Origin of the sequence: Thalassovita sp. (genome assembly GCF_965218685.1) — a bacterium.
Classification (GTDB): Bacteria; Pseudomonadota; Alphaproteobacteria; order Rhodobacterales; family Rhodobacteraceae; genus Thalassobius.
Genome location: NZ_OZ244657.1, coordinates 2799450 through 2815410 on the forward strand (window position 1 = coordinate 2799450; position 15961 = coordinate 2815410).

The 15961-nt window shown below is 59.9% G+C and carries 18 protein-coding genes; 6 read left to right on the top strand and 12 right to left on the bottom strand.

What is annotated here, in order from left to right; genetic code table 11:
- Positions 1-5: 5 nt before the first annotated feature.
- Together ACOQOQ_RS13805 and ACOQOQ_RS13810 are read right to left on the bottom strand one after the other, a co-directional pair.
- Positions 6-1262, bottom strand: a complete 1257-nt coding sequence (locus tag ACOQOQ_RS13805; RefSeq protein WP_420567567.1) for a DNA-packaging protein — start codon at positions 1260-1262, stop codon at positions 6-8.
- Between the two features lie 19 nt (positions 1263-1281).
- The gene (locus tag ACOQOQ_RS13810; protein ID WP_420567568.1) at positions 1282-1623 is read right to left on the bottom strand and encodes a hypothetical protein; all 342 of its coding nucleotides are present in this window, start codon (positions 1621-1623) and stop codon (positions 1282-1284) included.
- 328 nt (positions 1624-1951) lie between these two features.
- Here ACOQOQ_RS13810 and ACOQOQ_RS13815 point away from each other — a divergent pair, with 328 nt between their 5' ends.
- Together ACOQOQ_RS13815 and ACOQOQ_RS13820 are read left to right on the top strand one after the other, a co-directional pair.
- Complete coding sequence (locus ACOQOQ_RS13815) at positions 1952-3043, top strand: carboxynorspermidine decarboxylase (protein WP_420567569.1); 1092 nt, start codon at positions 1952-1954, stop codon at positions 3041-3043.
- Between the two features lie 36 nt (positions 3044-3079).
- Positions 3080-4324 (top strand): saccharopine dehydrogenase NADP-binding domain-containing protein, encoded by a 1245-nt coding sequence (locus tag ACOQOQ_RS13820; protein ID WP_420567570.1) that lies wholly within the window; start codon positions 3080-3082, stop codon positions 4322-4324.
- Positions 4325-4393: 69 nt separating this feature from the next.
- Here ACOQOQ_RS13820 and ACOQOQ_RS13825 read toward each other — a convergent pair whose 3' ends face one another.
- From ACOQOQ_RS13825 to fabD, 6 genes are all read right to left on the bottom strand, one after another.
- Entirely contained in the window at positions 4394-4654 is a 261-nt protein-coding gene (locus ACOQOQ_RS13825) for a DnaJ family domain-containing protein (protein WP_420569775.1), read from the bottom strand.
- Between the two features lie 190 nt (positions 4655-4844).
- The gene (gene mltG, locus ACOQOQ_RS13830) at positions 4845-5999 is read right to left on the bottom strand and encodes an endolytic transglycosylase MltG (protein WP_420567571.1); all 1155 of its coding nucleotides are present in this window, start codon (positions 5997-5999) and stop codon (positions 4845-4847) included.
- A gap of 4 nt (positions 6000-6003) precedes the next feature.
- Positions 6004-7263, bottom strand: a complete 1260-nt coding sequence (gene fabF, locus ACOQOQ_RS13835) for a beta-ketoacyl-ACP synthase II (protein WP_420567572.1) — start codon at positions 7261-7263, stop codon at positions 6004-6006.
- 227 nt (positions 7264-7490) lie between these two features.
- Complete coding sequence (locus tag ACOQOQ_RS13840; protein WP_420567573.1) at positions 7491-7724, bottom strand: acyl carrier protein; 234 nt, start codon at positions 7722-7724, stop codon at positions 7491-7493.
- Between the two features lie 367 nt (positions 7725-8091).
- The gene (gene fabG / locus ACOQOQ_RS13845; protein WP_420567574.1) at positions 8092-8829 is read right to left on the bottom strand and encodes a 3-oxoacyl-[acyl-carrier-protein] reductase; all 738 of its coding nucleotides are present in this window, start codon (positions 8827-8829) and stop codon (positions 8092-8094) included.
- 51 nt (positions 8830-8880) lie between these two features.
- Complete coding sequence (gene fabD / locus ACOQOQ_RS13850) at positions 8881-9825, bottom strand: ACP S-malonyltransferase (protein ID WP_420567575.1); 945 nt, start codon at positions 9823-9825, stop codon at positions 8881-8883.
- 197 nt (positions 9826-10022) lie between these two features.
- Here fabD and ACOQOQ_RS13855 point away from each other — a divergent pair, with 197 nt between their 5' ends.
- Positions 10023-11231, top strand: a complete 1209-nt coding sequence (locus tag ACOQOQ_RS13855; RefSeq protein ID WP_420567576.1) for a cytochrome b/b6 domain-containing protein — start codon at positions 10023-10025, stop codon at positions 11229-11231.
- A 71-nt stretch (positions 11232-11302) separates the two neighbouring features.
- Here ACOQOQ_RS13855 and ACOQOQ_RS13860 read toward each other — a convergent pair whose 3' ends face one another.
- A complete protein-coding gene (locus ACOQOQ_RS13860; RefSeq protein WP_420567577.1) occupies positions 11303-11881 on the bottom strand; it encodes a YceI family protein in 579 nt (192 codons plus the stop codon).
- A gap of 126 nt (positions 11882-12007) precedes the next feature.
- Complete coding sequence (locus tag ACOQOQ_RS13865) at positions 12008-12475, bottom strand: hypothetical protein (RefSeq protein WP_420567578.1); 468 nt, start codon at positions 12473-12475, stop codon at positions 12008-12010.
- A gap of 247 nt (positions 12476-12722) precedes the next feature.
- Between ACOQOQ_RS13865 and rpsF the strand changes: the two genes are divergently transcribed.
- From rpsF to rplI, 3 genes are read left to right on the top strand one after another with little or no spacing between them, the layout of a single operon-like run.
- A complete protein-coding gene (rpsF, locus tag ACOQOQ_RS13870; protein WP_420567579.1) occupies positions 12723-13076 on the top strand; it encodes a 30S ribosomal protein S6 in 354 nt (117 codons plus the stop codon).
- A 25-nt stretch (positions 13077-13101) separates the two neighbouring features.
- On the top strand, positions 13102-13329 hold the full coding sequence (gene rpsR / locus ACOQOQ_RS13875) for a 30S ribosomal protein S18 (protein WP_026756163.1): 228 nt from the start codon (positions 13102-13104) through the stop codon (positions 13327-13329).
- A gap of 12 nt (positions 13330-13341) precedes the next feature.
- Positions 13342-13959: a 50S ribosomal protein L9 gene (gene rplI, locus ACOQOQ_RS13880; protein ID WP_420567580.1), complete on the top strand. Its 618-nt coding sequence runs from the start codon at positions 13342-13344 to the stop codon at positions 13957-13959.
- A gap of 74 nt (positions 13960-14033) precedes the next feature.
- On the opposite strand, the gene ACOQOQ_RS13885 is transcribed toward rplI, so the two are convergent.
- Together ACOQOQ_RS13885 and tig are read right to left on the bottom strand one after the other, a co-directional pair.
- Entirely contained in the window at positions 14034-14450 is a 417-nt protein-coding gene (locus ACOQOQ_RS13885; RefSeq protein WP_420567581.1) for a DUF1330 domain-containing protein, read from the bottom strand.
- Between the two features lie 122 nt (positions 14451-14572).
- Complete coding sequence (gene tig, locus ACOQOQ_RS13890) at positions 14573-15907, bottom strand: trigger factor (protein ID WP_420567582.1); 1335 nt, start codon at positions 15905-15907, stop codon at positions 14573-14575.
- Positions 15908-15961 lie beyond the last annotated feature (54 nt).

Genomic DNA, 15961 nt, shown 5'->3' on the forward strand with positions numbered 1-15961 from the left:
GTGAACTAGAGCGAACGCAGCTGCGGGCGGCCGTCCCGACGTTGGTCCAGCACCAGTTCATGCAGCGCCCAGACCAGCGCATCGACCCTGTCCGGGCTGCCTTTGTTTTCATAACCACGCAGGGTCATGGCACACATCTGGTCCTCAAGCTCTGCCAACCCGCGCGCATGATGCACCCGCCCCTGCTCGTACAAGGCAGCCACGGGTTCGGCGCGCGCGACTTTGCCCTTGCTGGCGTGGACCTTGCGCAAGGGCACATTGGGGGCCACCTGGCGGATCACCGCTTCGACAAGATCGCCCCCCTGATTGACTTCGGCCACCAGCTTGTCTGCGCCCCAATCCACCATCGCGTCCACGGCGGCCTTGGCCCAGATCGTCGGCCCCACACCCTGAACCGAGGCATCGGCAATCACATAGACCTTCCAATCCTGTGGGGCACCGCTCATTCGAACCCCCGCTACGATGATCCCGCATTCGTCCGAGCCTGAATGCCCGGTCACTGGTGGATCTACGGCCACAACGATGCGATCCAGATCGGGCACCTCTTCCACCCGCTTTGCCTCCAGCATGGCGGCGGTCCACAGCGCGCCCTCGGCCTCTTCGACCAGAACGCCCTCCAACTCTTGCCGCCCCAGCCGTGTGCCGGCATAGCGTTCCTGCACCTCGGTCAGGAAACTGTCGGCCAGATTGGCCCGGTTCGCTTCGGTCGGGGCGTGCGTCACCACGGTCGAGCTTTGCTTCAACACCTGTTTCAGCACCGGTACATTTCGCGGCGTGGTCGTCACGCACACACGCGGCGCATCCCCCAGCCGCAGCCCGAACTGCAGCATGTCCCAGGTGTCCTGCGCCTTGGGCCACTTTGCCAGCTCGTCCACCCAGGCCGCATCGAACTGAGGCCCCCTGAGCGCCTCGGGGTCATAGGCCGAGAAAACCTGCGCCGTGGCGCCATTTGGCCATGTCAGCATCCGCCGCCCAGCGTTCCAAACCGGCATTCGATCCGGCGGGCTGCAGGCCAGAATACCGCTTTCACCGAACACCATCACTTCGCGCGCCTGATCCATGGTCTCGCCGATGATCGCCACCCGCTGCGCGCGGCCCGGATCCAACGGCATCGCCCCTTCGACCATGTCGCGTACCCATTCGGCGCCAGCGCGGGTCTTGCCCGCCCCGCGCCCGCCCAGGATCACCCAGCTGCGCCAGTCCCCTTCAGGCGGTCGCTGATGCTCCATTGCCCAGAACTCGAACAAATAAGGGAGAGCCATCAGCTCTCCCTCACTCAGGTTATCCAGGAATTCGTTTTGAACCTCGACAGGTTCGCAGGCGATCCAGCCGGCACCGGATACTCTGTCGGGCCTCGTCAAAGTCGATTGCGTATCCTTGGGTAATTCCGGCCTGTTTTTGCTGTCGTTTGGCAAATTCCATCTCCAGATCTATGGCGGTCCGCAACCACTGGCGGATCTCCTGTATGGTCCTCTGAGCGTCCTTGACGGCCGCAATTTCTCCATCCCTCAGCCGTGACTGAAGGTCGGACATCTCTGCCCGCAACGCGCCCAGCTGGTCCCTGATATCTTCCAGGCTTTCGCCCAGCGGAAAGGCGCTTTCGTCTGTTGTGATCAATGTCATCAGTGCTCGCTCAACCTCATGCGTTGAAGACACTCCGCACGAGAGAAACAGAAAAGCGGCCCCCGAGGTCACCCCCAAAGCCGCTTGCCCACTTCTTCTAGCATGCCATAAACACTACGCGGGACCGTTCGCCGAGTCAATCCGGAACAATCTGTAAACGCCCGTAATCATTACCTATTTCTTAATATTCAATTCACAGGCCACCGGAGGGGATGCAGAAAATTCCGTGCCTGACGCAATAATCAATTGCGTCAACCCCGCCTCCGCCTTAAGGGAAATCCACCGCCTCAAAGGCTCCGCGTGTTTTGCCCCCAACTGGATCCCGCCGATGCTGCAGACCCCCTATTACCTGATCGACAAGGCTCGACTGCTGCCCAACCTGGAAAAGATCGCCCATCTGCGCGAGTCTTCCGGCGCCAAGGCACTGCTGGCGCTCAAGTGCTTTTCCACCTGGGGCGTGTTCGATTTCATGCGGGACTATATGGATGGCACAACCTCGTCCTCGCTCTACGAACTGCGCCTGGGTGCCGAGAAGTTCGGTAAGGAAACCCACGGCTATTCCGTCGGCTGGGCCGATCATGAGATTGACGAGGCGGCGCGCTACGCCGACAAACTGATCTTCAACTCGCTGGGCCAGCTGGACCGTTTCGGGGATCGCACCGACAAACAGACGGGCCTGCGTCTGAACCCGCGCTTTTCCACCAGCGGATTTGATCTGGCCGACCCAGCGCGCCCATTTTCACGCCTTGGCGAATGGGACATGGATCGGTTGGAGCAAGCCGCCACCCGCATCAACGGCGTGATGATCCACTATAATTGCGAGAATGACGACTTCGACCTCTTCTCGGATCAACTGACCCGCATCGAAACAGAATTCGGCCCCTTCCTGAAACGCCTTGATTGGATCAGCCTTGGCGGAGGCATCCATTTCACCGGCGAAGGCTACCCGCTGGATCGCCTGTCAGACCGGCTGAAAGCCTTCAGCGACACCCTCGGCGTTCAAGTCTATCTGGAACCCGGCGAGGCGACGATTACCAACTCGACCACGCTGGAAACCACGGTTCTGGACATCATCGACAACGGCAAAAAAGTCGCCATTGTTGACAGCAGCATCGAGGCGCACATGCTGGACCTGCTGATCTATCGCGAAACCGCCAAGCTGCCGCAAACCGGCGCTCACGCCTATCAAATCGCGGGGAAAACCTGTCTGGCTGGCGACATCTTTGGCGAAGCGCGCTTTGACGCTCCGCTGCAAATCGGCGATCGTGTCACCATCGACGACGCCGCCGGGTATACCATGGTCAAGAAAAACTGGTTCAACGGCGTGGCCATGCCCGCCATTGCCATTCGCGAGCTGGACGGCACCATCACCGTGCAACGCCAGTTCGACTACTCTGATTTTGCCTCGGCCCTATCCTAGGGCCATCCATCCAAGAACCAAAGGGGGTTCCCTCAGTTGAAAAAGAACGTTCTCATCATCGGCGCCGGTGGCGTCGCTCAGGTCGTGGCGCATAAATGCGCGCAAAACAACGATGTGCTGGGAGATATCCACATCGCCAGCCGGACGCTTGCCAAATGCGAAGCGATCCTTGAGTCCGTCCGTGAAAAGGACGCAATGAAGGTCGAGGGCGTTCTGGCCGCGCATCAGGTCAACGCCATGGACACACCCGCCGTGGCCGCTCTGATCCGGGACACCGGCGCGCAGATCGTGATCAACGTCGGCTCGGCCTTCGTGAACATGTACGTGCTGGATGCCTGTATCGAAACCGGCGCTGCCTATATCGACACAGCCATCCACGAAGAGCCTGACAAGATCTGCGAAACCCCGCCCTGGTACGCCAACTATGAATGGAAGAAACGCGATCTGTGCGCCGAAAAAGGCGTTACCGCCATTCTGGGCGCAGGCTTTGATCCGGGCATGGTGAACGCCTATGCGCGCTTTGCCATCGACATGATGGACGAGGTTAAATCCATAGACATCGTCGACATCAACGCGGGCGATCATGGCAAATACTTCGCCACGAATTTCGACCCCGAGATCAACTTCCGCGAATTCACCGGCACCGTGTACAGCTGGCAGGAAGGCGCCTGGCAGGAAAACAAGATGTTCGAGGTTGGCAAGCTCTGGGATCTGCCCGTCGTCGGCCCAAGCCAGGCCTATATGTCCGGCCATGACGAGGTGCACAGCCTGGCCGTAAACTATCCCCATGCCGATGTGCGGTTCTGGATGGGCTTTGGCGATCACTACATCAACGTCTTCACCGTGCTGAAATCGCTGGGCCTGCTGTCCGAACAGCCCGTCACCACCGCCGAGGGCCAAGAGGTCATCCCGCTGAAAGTGGTCAAGGCCGTGCTGCCCGATCCTGCCTCGCTGGCGCCCGGCTATACCGGCAAGACCTGCATTGGCGATCTGGTCAAAGGCACCAAGGATGGCGAAGACTTCGAGGTTTTCGTCTACAACGTGGCGGACCACAAAGACGCCTATAACGAGGTCGGCAGCCAAGGTATTTCCTACACCGCCGGTGTGCCACCCGTTGCTGCGGCCATGCTGGTGGCCACGGGCGAATGGGACGCCAAGACCATGAAGAACGTCGAAGAACTGGACCCCAAGCCCTTCTTCACCATTCTGGACCGGATCGGCCTGCCGACGCGCGTTCAGATCGGTGGACTGGGCGGCGAAGACAAAGCCTGGAACGCGTAAAGCGTATTGTCCACAAACGAAAGGCCCGGGCATGATGTCCCGGGCCTTTTGATTTGCACGCTTCAGTGCCTATCCGTGTTTCATGTATTTACGCCGAGCTTCCGACTCGATCGCCCGGCGCATCTCGATCTGGCCAAGCTCGGCCATCAGGACCCGGCGCAATTCGGCACTTTCCGCGGCAGCAATCTGTTCGCGCAGCGCGTCAGCAGCCTTTTTAAGCTCCATTTCGCGCGGCAAAACTCCAGCGTCCGCCATCATGCGAAAACCAGCGGCTTCGGCAGCATCGCCCTCCAAGGAACCCAGCTTGAGTGGCTTTCCCTCGCCCTTCAGCCCTTCCAGCTGCCCTTTGGACTTGGCCTTCTGAATCTGCCATTCGGCAAGCTTGTCAAAACGCATGGTCAGACCCCTTTCAACAGCAGTCTAGCGCCGGGTATCACCGAACGATAGGGCGAAAATTGATAACTTTCATACACCCAGTAGGTAGCGCCCTTCGGCCGCCCAAACCAATGCGACGTATCGACTACTGAGCGGCACGCTCGCGTTCGATCTGACGCCATTTGGCAACATTGCGGTTATGCTCGTCCAGTGTTTCCGCAAAGGCGTGTCCGCCCGACCCATCCGCAACGAAGAACACATAGTTCGTGTCCGCCGGGTTCAATGCAGCCTGAATGCTGGCTAAACCAGGGTTGGCGATGGGGGTCGGCGGCAACCCGTCGATCACATAGGTGTTCCAAGGGGTTTCCCGGCGCAACTCGCTCTGACGCAGGCCACGGCCCAGAACGCCCTGCCCATTGGTGATGCCATATATCACGGTGGGATCGGTCTGCAGGCGCATCCCACGGTTCAGTCGGTTGACGAAAACGCTCGCCACCGTGCGGCGTTCATCAGCAATGCCGGTTTCCTTTTCGATGATCGAAGCCAGAATCAGCGCCTCTTCGGGGCTATCCAAGGGCAAACCATCAGCCCGGTTCTGCCATGCGTCCTGCAGGATGATGTCCTGAGCCTCGCTCATACGCGCCAGAACCGAAGCACGGGTGTCACCGGCACGCAATTCGTAACTGTCAGGGGACAAGGTGCCCTCGGCAGGCAGTTCAGCCACGTCACCCTCAAGCAGGTCGATCCCTTTCAGGGCTTCGACAATCTGCCAGCTGGTCACGCCTTCGGCCAGCGCAATGCGATAGCGCGTATCCGACTGGCCGCGCACCTGAGTGTATTTTTCAGGCGTTTCGCCCTGCGCCGGGTCGAACTCGGCCTTTTCGACATAGCGGTTGGTGTTCGGGTCCAGCTCGCGGACAACCACGGCCATACGGGTCACACCAACGCGGTAAACGACCTCGACACCGCAAGTGGACGCACCGCCACGGGTGACGATGTCGGCGATTTCCTCCATCGAGGCCCCTTTGGGCACAAGGAAACTGCCAGCCTTCAGCTTGCTGGCCTTGTCAGTGTAATCTACGCCAAGGCGCATGATCACGCCGTTGCTGATCGCGCCGTCCTTTTCCAGACGTTCGCTGACTTTCTTGAAGTTCGAGCCAACCTCGACCCGCAGGCAGATCGCCTCGGTCAGCGGACCCGCGCTTTGATATTCGCGTTTGCCCCAAAGGATAAGGCCGCCCACAAGGAACAGCGCCACGATCAGGACCGTCAGCGCGTTAGACGCGATGGCTCGCCACATAAGATTAGCTCACTTTACCGAACACAACGCTGGCATTGGTGCCACCAAAGCCAAAGCTGTTGGAAAGGGCAATGTTGATCTCGCGCTCGCGCTTGACGTTCGGTGCCAGGTCGATGGGCGTCTCAACGGCCGGGTTTTCCAGGTTGATGGTCGGCGGCGCCACTTGATCACGGATCGCCAGGATCGAGAAGATCGCCTCGATCGCGCCGGCAGCGCCCAGCAGGTGCCCGGTTGACGATTTGGTCGAGGACATGGTGACCTTGCCAGCCGCATCGCCCATCAGACGTTCAACTGCGCCCAGCTCGATCACGTCCGCCATGGTCGAAGTGCCATGGGCGTTGATATAGTCAACTTGATCGGGGGTCACACCGGCCCGCGCCAGCGCAGCCTTCATCGAGCGGAACCCGCCATCGCCATCTTCGGACGGGGCCGTGATGTGATAGGCATCGCCCGACAGGCCATAGCCCAGAACCTCGCCATAGATCTTGGCACCGCGTGCCACGGCATGTTCGTATTCTTCCAGAACCACGATGCCCGCGCCCTCGCCCATCACGAAACCGTCGCGGTCGATGTCATAGGGACGGCTGGCCGCCTTGGGATCGTCGGCGCGCTTGGTCGACAGGGCCTTACAGGCGTTGAAACCTGCAATACCCAGCGGGGTAATCGCGGCCTCGGCGCCACCGGCGACCATAACTTCGGCATCACCGAACTGGATCAGACGCGCTGCATCACCAATTGCATGTGCACCAGTCGAACAGGCCGTCACAACCGCATGGTTCGGGCCTTTGAAGCCGTATTTGATGCTGACCTGGCCGGACACCAGGTTGGTCAGCGCGCCCGGAATAAAGAACGGCGAAATCCGCCGCGGGCCGCGCTCTTTCAGGGTGATCGCAGCCTCTTCGATGGACTTCAGACCACCGATGCCCGAGCCGATCATCACGCCGGTCCGTTCCAGGCTTTCGGTGTCTTCCGGCATCCAGCCCGAATCCTCGACGGCCTGCGTTGCAGCAGCAATGCCGTACAGGATGAAATCGTCGACCTTACGGGCCTCTTTCGGCGCCATCCAGTCATCAGGGTTGAACGTGCCGTCAGTACCATCACCACGGGGCAGCTCGCACGCATATTGCGTGCCCATTTGTGACGCGTCGAAACGTTCGATGGGGCCCGCGCCGGATTCTCCGGCCAGCAGGCGCTTCCAAGTTTCTTCCACACCGCAAGCCAGCGGAGTGACCAGTCCAAGCCCAGTAACGACGACACGACGCATGATTATTGCCCTTCCTCAGCAGTCTTTATCCGCTCATACCCTGCAATCTACCCCAGGGGCAAGAGCATGAGGCCCCTTCACCGTCATGTTGCCGGTTGCTGCGCCCCTGTCGGCACGTTCGCGCCAGTCAGACCCAAGTTGAAATCTGCACCCACCGCCAACGGCCAAAGAAAAACGGCGCCCTGTAAGAGCGCCGCTTCAAATTCAATCCAGAAAGGATCGTAAGATTAGGAAGCTTCGGTGATGAACTTCACTGCGTCGCCGAACGACTGGATGGTTTCGGCTGCGTCATCGGGGATCTCGATGCCGAACTCTTCTTCGAAGGCCATAACCAGTTCCACGGTGTCCAGGCTGTCTGCGCCCAGATCGTCGATGAACGAAGCGGTTTCGGTCACTTTGTCTTCTTCCACACCCAGGTGCTCAACAACGATCTTTTTCACGCGGTCTGCGATATCGCTCATTTCAAAGTCCTCATAACTTCTTGGGCATCTGCCCGGTTCTTTGCCCTCGCCCGCTGGGTGGGCCTCAATGATGTGCCCGGTGTACCGGGCGGCTCGTCGTCCCGCAAGCGGGATATCCGGCAACGTTTCCGCCCCGGCAAATCTGCGTGGCCTATAACACATGGCGCGCTAGAGGCAAATGTTTTCACAGGGGCATCGACACCCCATACGGGAAAAAGCAATCAACAACAGCAATAGCGGCCGCCGGATATCTCCTCTACCCAAATGCCTTAGCCGGAAACCTGCCTGCCCGGCCTACGCACGCCCCGCCGGAAAATAATGGGCCCGATTGTGTGAAACGGGCCCAATTTCTCGGCGCGGCAGAGAATCACAGCATCGCCATGCCGCCGTTAACGTGCAGCGTGGTGCCGGTGACATAGCCCGCCTCGGGGCTGGCCAGGTACAGCACCGCAGCTGCGATTTCCTCGGGGTTGCCCATGCGCGCGGCAGGGATCTGCGTGTTGATCTTGCTTTTCTGATCATCGGTCAGCTTGTCGGTCATCGCGGTCGCAATAAAGCCCGGCGCAACAGCGTTGGCGGTGATGCCGCGGCTGGCAACCTCATAGGCGATCGACTTGGTCAGACCAACCATACCAGCCTTAGAGGCCGCATAGTTTACCTGCCCGGGGTTACCCGTGGCGCCCACGATCGAGCTGATGTTGATGATCCGGCCCCAGCGCGCCTTCATCATCGGACGCATCACGCCGCGGCACAGACGCATGGTCGAGGTCAGGTTCACATCGATCACCGACTGCCATTCGTCATCCGACATACGCATGAAAATCTGGTCGCGAGTGATACCCGCATTGTTCACCAGGATGTCCAGCCCGCCCATGGCCTCGATCGCTTGTTTCGGCAGCGCATCCACGGCCTCGGGGTCGGACAGGTTACAGGGCAGCACATGGGCGCGCTCGCCCAGTTCAGCGGCCAAAGCCTCCAGCGGCTCGACGCGGGTGCCGCTTAGGCCGACCGTGGCACCAGCTGCGTGCAGCGCCTTGGCGATCTCTCCGCCGATACCACCCGAAGCGCCGGTAACCAGAGCTTTTTTTCCAGTAAGATCAAACATTTCAGTTCCTTTCATCCGGGCCGGACCCCTGCCCCACCCAAGAGAGATTGGTTATCCGTTCAACGAGGCAACGGCCTTGGCCACATCCTCGGGCGTGCCAACAGCAGTGCAGGCAATCGAGCGGTCGATGCGGCGGATCATGCCGGACAGCGCCTTGCCTGCGCCGATCTCCCACACGGCATCCACACCTTCGGCGGCCATGAACATAACGCTTTCACGCCACCGGACCGAGCCCGTCACCTGGTTCACCAGCAACGAGCGGATCGTGGCCGGATCGGTGATCGATTCCGCCACCACATTAGCCACCAAGGGCACCACGGGGCGTTCGATATGCACCGCGTTCAGGGCTTCGGCCATTACGGCGGCGGCGGGCTCCATCAATGCGCAATGGAACGGGGCGCTGACGGGCAGCAGAACCGCGCGCTTGGCGCCCTTTTCCTTGGCGATCTCGACCGCACGTTCAACGGCATCCTTGTGGCCCGAAACCACGACCTGCGCCGGGTCATTGTCGTTGGCGGCTTGGCAAACTTCGCCCTTTGCCGCTTCTTCAGCGACAGCGCGGGCGGTGGCGAAATCCAGCCCCAACAGGGCCGCCATGGCGCCTTGGCCCACCGGAACGGCCTCTTGCATGGCCTTGCCGCGCGTGCGCAGCAGGCGGGCCGCGTCAGCGATGGTCAAAGATCCGGCCGCAGCCAGCGCCGAGTATTCCCCCAACGAGTGACCTGCCACGTGGCTGGCCACATCTTTCAAAACCAGACCTTCAGATTCCAGCGCACGCAGCGCCGCAAGCGAGGTCGCCATCAGCGCCGGTTGTGCGTTCTGCGTCAGCGTCAACTGGTCCTGCTCGCCTTCCCAGATCAACTGGCTGAGCTTTTCGCCCAGGGCCTCATCCACCTCGTCGAAAACGGCTTTTGCGGCCGGATAGGTGTCGGCCAGAGCCTTGCCCATTCCGATGGTCTGCGCCCCCTGGCCGGGGAAAACGAAAGCTGTGGTCATGGTCGTCCTCGTCCCAATTACGGTTTCTGATGATGTATCCGCCCCGGTCCTTGACCACAAGTAAAACAGCCATTTGGGCGCGACTCTTCTGGAATGCAGGGTCGCTGTGCAGACCTGCACAGGCCCGGGCGGTGTGCCCCATGTCGTTGCCCGCTATATTGCATGGGCCCCTCTCTTGCTTTTTTCCAGGTATTTCAATGAACGCTCGCAACACCTTCAACAGCTTTGGCCGTATCTCGCGGTTGCTTCACTGGACCATGGCCCTGCTGATCCTGGCGATGATCCCGCTGGGATTTGTGGCTGAGAATATGGCCCATGCCATCAACGCGCCTGGCGCAGCCCCGACGGATTCGCAGATGGCGCAGGTTATTACCCTGTTTTCGCTACATAAAACCACCGGTGTTCTGGTATTCTTTCTGGCCCTGATCCGGCTAGTCTGGATGCTGACCCAGCCCAAACCTGTTTCGTTGCACCCTGAAAACAAGCTGGAAAACTTCGCGGCCGAGCTGGTCCACTATACGCTTTACGGCGCCTTGGTACTTGTGCCGCTCAGCGGATGGCTGCATCACGCAGCGGCCACGGGGTTTGCACCCATCTGGTGGCCCTTTGGCCAGACGCTGCCTTTCGTGCCACAGGACGCCGCTCTATCGCAGGTCTTTTCGGTGCTGCACTTCCTTGCCATTTGGGTGCTGATCGGTGCCTTGGCACTGCATATCGCCGGCACGGTGAAACACCACCTGATTGACAAGGATAGCACCCTGTTGCGCATGGCGCGCGGAGTGGCCGCTGGTCAACCCGGCAAACATTCGATCGCGCTGCCGGTTCTGGCCGCTATGGCGATCTGGGTGATCGTCCCCTTGGGCGCCTTCGCTGCGGGTTGGTTCGCCACCGGCGCACAGACCGGCCCAAAGCTGGAACAGGTCGCCAGCGACTGGCAGGTACAGGACGGCAGCCTGAACATCTCGATCCTGCAAATGGGAAATACGGTCCAAGGCAGTTTTGCCGACTGGACCGCCCAGATCAGCTATGCCGAGGACACAAGCGTCGAAAAGAATGGCGAAGTCACCGTCACCATCGCCATTCCCTCGTTGACGCTGGGATCGGTGACGCAGCAGGCAATGGGCCCCGATTACTTTGACGCGGCGCAATTTGCGACCGCGGTGTTCCAGGCCGACCTTTTGCGCCGCGACACCGGGCTGGTGGCCGAGGGCACGCTGACCATCAAGGACATCTCAATCCCGCTCAGCCTGCCCTTTACGCTTGAGATTGCCGATGGCGTGGCCACGGCGTCGGGCAGCGGACAGGTGAACCGGCTGGACTACGGCATGGGCAAAACGGTGACGGACGCAGGCACGCTAGCCTTCGAGGTGACGATCGACTTTGCCCTGACGGCCACGCGGTCCTGAGCTCCGGCCCGCCGAAACGAAAAAGGCCGCCGAATTGTTCGGCGGCCTTTCTTTTGTTCTGCAGGTCCGGATTATTCGGCTTTCATCGCCTCAACCGAGATCATCACCGACACTTCGTCGCTGACATAGGGGGCGAATTTGCCCAGGCCATAGTCCGAGCGGACCAAAGTGGTGGTGGCGTCAAAACCAGCCCAGGGCTTGCCAGCCATCGGGTGATCGTTTGCCAGGTTCAGCTTGGCGTCCAGAACAACGCTTTTGGTCACGCCATTCAGGGTCAGGTCGCCGGTGATCAGGGCGGTGTTTTCGCCAGTGACTTCAATGCCGGTCGAGGTGAACGAAACCATCTCGTCATCGGTCGCGTCGAAGAAGTCAGGCGACATGAAGTGGGCGAAACGCTCTTCCCAGCCGGTCAGCATGGATTTGACGGGCATCGAAACCGACACGCTCGAAGCAGCGGGGTTTTCCATGTCGAACATGATGTCACCGGCAAAACCCGAGAACAGGCCATAGCTGGTGGAATAACCCAGGTGGTTGTACGAGAAGACGATCTGGCTGTGGCCGGAATCCAATACGTATTTGTCAGCGGCAGAGGCGGCACCAGCGCTGAGGATGGCAGCGGCCAGACCGGCGGCGAAGATCGAGGTTTTCATGAGGGGGCTCCTGTTACGAGTCGCGATCAAAAAGATGCCCCCAAGAAATCGCTATGCGGCATGACAAGACAATTCGCTATGAAACCACAGGCCCTGTGCGCACGCGCACATTCCCTTAGGGCCATTTTAGGCAAGAGTGCGCTTGCGCATTCCCGCCAGAAGTTCCAATGCGCGCGCGTCCAGACAGTCCGAAATCGGCAGGCGCAGGCTCTGACCTCCGGATTTGCGAGCGGTCAGAACACCGCCTTCAAGGTCCAGCTGGTCCATGCCGAACTGCTCTTGCGTGCGCGCAATGCCGTCCCGGCCACGCAGCACATGGGTCAGGCGGTGATTGACAACGTCCAGATGGAATTCCTCTTCAAAGCGCGGGCGCCCAGCCCCCCAAAGACCGGCGCCAATCCCAAGAAACAGGAACGACACGACCAACCGCACCAGGGCCTCGGCCCCATCATCTGCAGCGCCCGGCGCCAGCCACATCCCGATTGCAGCAAGCCCCAGAACCAGGCTGAAGAATTTCAACGTGTGTTGCATTATGTGACGCGCATCGGTGTCCTGAGCAAGCGGGCGGCTGTTTTCGTGGCTGGCTTTGGTCATGATGGCGTTCTTCCCTGGCAACTGTTGTTTCCCAAGAATGCCCTTTAAAAAGAGGCAAGAATTAGGCGAAGTTTTGTGAAGATTTCGCCTTTGCGACGTACTGGAACATGGGCTTGCGCATCTTGGCGAACCATCGTATACGCGCGGTTCCTTCCGTAGTTTTTCTTGAACCGCGCAGTCTCTCGTGGATGGGTCGCGGAAGGTCAGACCCTCCTATGAAATGCGCCTGAAAATGAATGGAGTGCACATGCCGCTTTACGAGCATGTTTTCATCTCGCGCCAGGATCTGTCCAACGCGCAAGCTGAAGGTCTCATCGAACATTTTGGCACCGTACTTGCGGACAACGGCGGCAAGCTGGTTGATTCCGAGTACTGGGGCGTCAAAACGATGGCCTACAAGATCAACAAAAACCGCAAGGGCCACTATGCCTTCCTGAAAACCGACGCACCCGTGTCGGCGATCGAGGAAATGGAACGCCTGATGCGCCTGCATGACGACGTGATGCGCGTTCTGACCATCAAGGTCGACGAGCACGCCGAGGGCCCCTCGGTCCAGATGCAGAAACGTGACGAGCGCGACGACCGTCGCCGTCGCAGCTGATCGCTTGAGAAAAGGACGCTAAACCATGGCTACGAAACCATTTTTCCGCCGCCGCAAGGTCTGCCCCTTCTCGGGCGACAATGCACCCAAGATTGATTACAAGGACACGAAACTGCTGCAGCGCTACATCAGCGAACGCGGCAAGATCGTACCCTCGCGGATCACCGCCGTCTCGGCCAAGAAACAACGTGAGCTGGCCCGTGCCATCAAACGTGCCCGTTTCCTGGCCCTGCTGCCCTACGCCGTGAAGTAAGGAGAAAGCACAATGCAAGTTATCCTTCTGGAACGTGTGGCCAAACTGGGTCAGATGGGCGATGTGGTCGATGTCAAATCCGGCTACGCCCGCAACTTCCTGCTGCCGCAGGGCAAGGCACTGACCGCGTCGGCTGCCAATGTTGCATCGTTTGAAGCGCAGAAAGCTCAGCTTGAAGCGCGCAACCTGGAAACCAAAAAAGAAGCAGACGCCCTGGCCGAAAAGCTGGGCGGCGAGCAGTTCATCGTGATTCGCTCGGCTTCGGATGGCGGCAACCTGTATGGTTCGGTCAGCAACCGCGACATCGCAGACGCTGCAACCGCCGAAGGTTTCACCGTTGACCGCAAACAGGTCGTGATCGAACTGCCGATCAAGGCTCTGGGCGTTCACACCGTGACCGTCGTTCTGCACCCCGAAGTTTCGACCACCGTCGAAGTCAACGTGGCACGCTCGCAAGAAGAAGCCGAGCTGCAGGCCGAAGGTAAGTCGATCCAGGAACTGGCAGCCGAAGAAGAGGCAGCCGCCGAGTTCGAAATCTCGGAACTGTTCGACGATATCGGCAGCGCCGCTTCGGACGACGAAGACCTGGCCCCCGAGGCCGAAGAAGCTGCTTCGGACGACGAAGAGTAAGCGTTTCCACTTGCTGGAAACCGAGACCGCGCAGGGCCCACCCTTGCGCGGTTTCTTTTTGCCCGATTGATGGATCAGCCGCCGAAATTCTGCCCCACGGGCAGGGGATTCATGCGGATCAGCCGGGAATCGATAACCGCCGCCTGACGATGCTCCATCGCCTCGCGGTACTCCGGGTCCTTGATCATGCTGACAAAGGCATCCGTGCTGGGATATTCGGCAATAAAGCACAGGTCCCAGTCGCGCTCAGACGGGCCGATCAGCATTAGTTCCATCGCGCCGCGCCAAACGATCCGCCCGCCCAGCCGTTCCAGCACTTTTTGGCTGCCCGCGCCATAGGCGGCATAGGCCTCGGCCCCGGTGGCGCTCCGTCCGTCAGAGTATTCCGCCTGATCGCGCAGCTTGACCAGGTTCAGCATGTGAATGGGGCCCGCACGGTCGATCCCACGAAACGCCTCGAACTGTTCCTTGTCGAAACCGATATAGCTCATGAAGTTCTCCCTTTGCGCTGATCCTGAATGCGCGGCCCCTGCCCCGTCAACCGCGCCCCGGCGTCAGAAACGCAAAAGGCCACCCCGCAGGGTGGCCTTCGCTAAGCAATATAAGGATAGACTTATTCGTCTTCCAGGGCCTCGACAGCCTTTTGCAGGTCGTCTTTCGAGACCTCTTTTTCGGTCACTTTGGCCTGCTCGACCACGTGATCGACAACTTTGTCTTCGAACAGCGGCGCGCGCAACTGCTGCTGCATCTGAGCGTTTTGCTGAATGAATTCAAAGAACTGGCGTTCCTGACCCGGGTACTGACGCGCCTGGTTCATGATCGCTTGGGTCATCTCGGCATCGGTGACTTCAACCTCGGCCTTTTGACCGATCTCGGCCAGCAGCAGGCCCAGACGCACGCGGCGCTCGGCCAGTTTGTTGTGCTCGTCCGTGGCTTCGATCTCGGGGTGATTGTGATCGTGCACCTCGGGGTTTTCTTCGTGCCACAGCTGATGCGCGATCTGCTGAGCTTCGGCCTCGACCAGCGAGGGCGGCAGGTCGAACGACACTTTACCGTCCAGTTGGTCCAGCAGCGAACGCTTCATCACAGCACGCGCGGCGCCGACGTATTCAGCTTCCAGACGCTCGGCAACCTGAGCCTTCAGCGCGGCCAGGTCTTCGGCACCGAATTTCTGAGCCAGCTCGTCGTTGACTTCAGCGGCGGTGGGCTCGTTCACAGCTTTGATGGTGCAGGTGAACACGGCTTCTTTGCCGGCCAGGTTTTCGGCGCCATACTCTTCGGGGAAGGTCACGTTGACCTCAACCTCTTCGCCTTCCTTGGCGCCGACCAGCTGCTCTTCAAAGCCGGGGATGAACGAGTTCGACCCCAGAACCAGCGGGTAATCTTCGGCCGAGCCGCCCTCGAACGCTTCGCCGTCAACCTTACCGACGAAATCCATCTCGATCTGGTCGCCGTCTTTGGCTTTCGAACCCTTGCGGCGCTTTTTGAAATCCTGAGCGGTTTCAGCCAGCGAAGCGATGGCTTCGTCGATGTCGGCGTCAGCGGCTTTGGCGACCATGCGCTCCAGCTCGATACCCGAGAAATCGACTTCGGGGATTTCAGGCAGAGCTTCGTAGGACATGGTGACCTTGACGTCGTCGCCTTCTTTCCAGTCTTCGCCGTCAACCATGGTGACCTGCGGCTGCATTGCGGGGCGGTCACCGCTGTCTTCGAAGTGCTTATTCATCGCACCGTCGATGGTTTCCTGCATGGCTTCGCCCAACAGACGCTGGCCGAATTGCTTGCGCAGCAGCGCCATCGGCACCTTACCCTTGCGGAAGCCCTTCATTTCGACTTCGGGCTGGGCTTCGGTCAGTTTCTCGGTGACTTTCGCGTCCAGTTCGGCCGCTGTCACGGTGATCTCGTAGCCGCGCTTCAGGCCTTCGTTCAGGGTCTCGGTGACCTGCATGTGTCTTTTCCTTTTCGGTATCGTCTGGGCAGCCTTCTTAGGCGCCGAAATCTC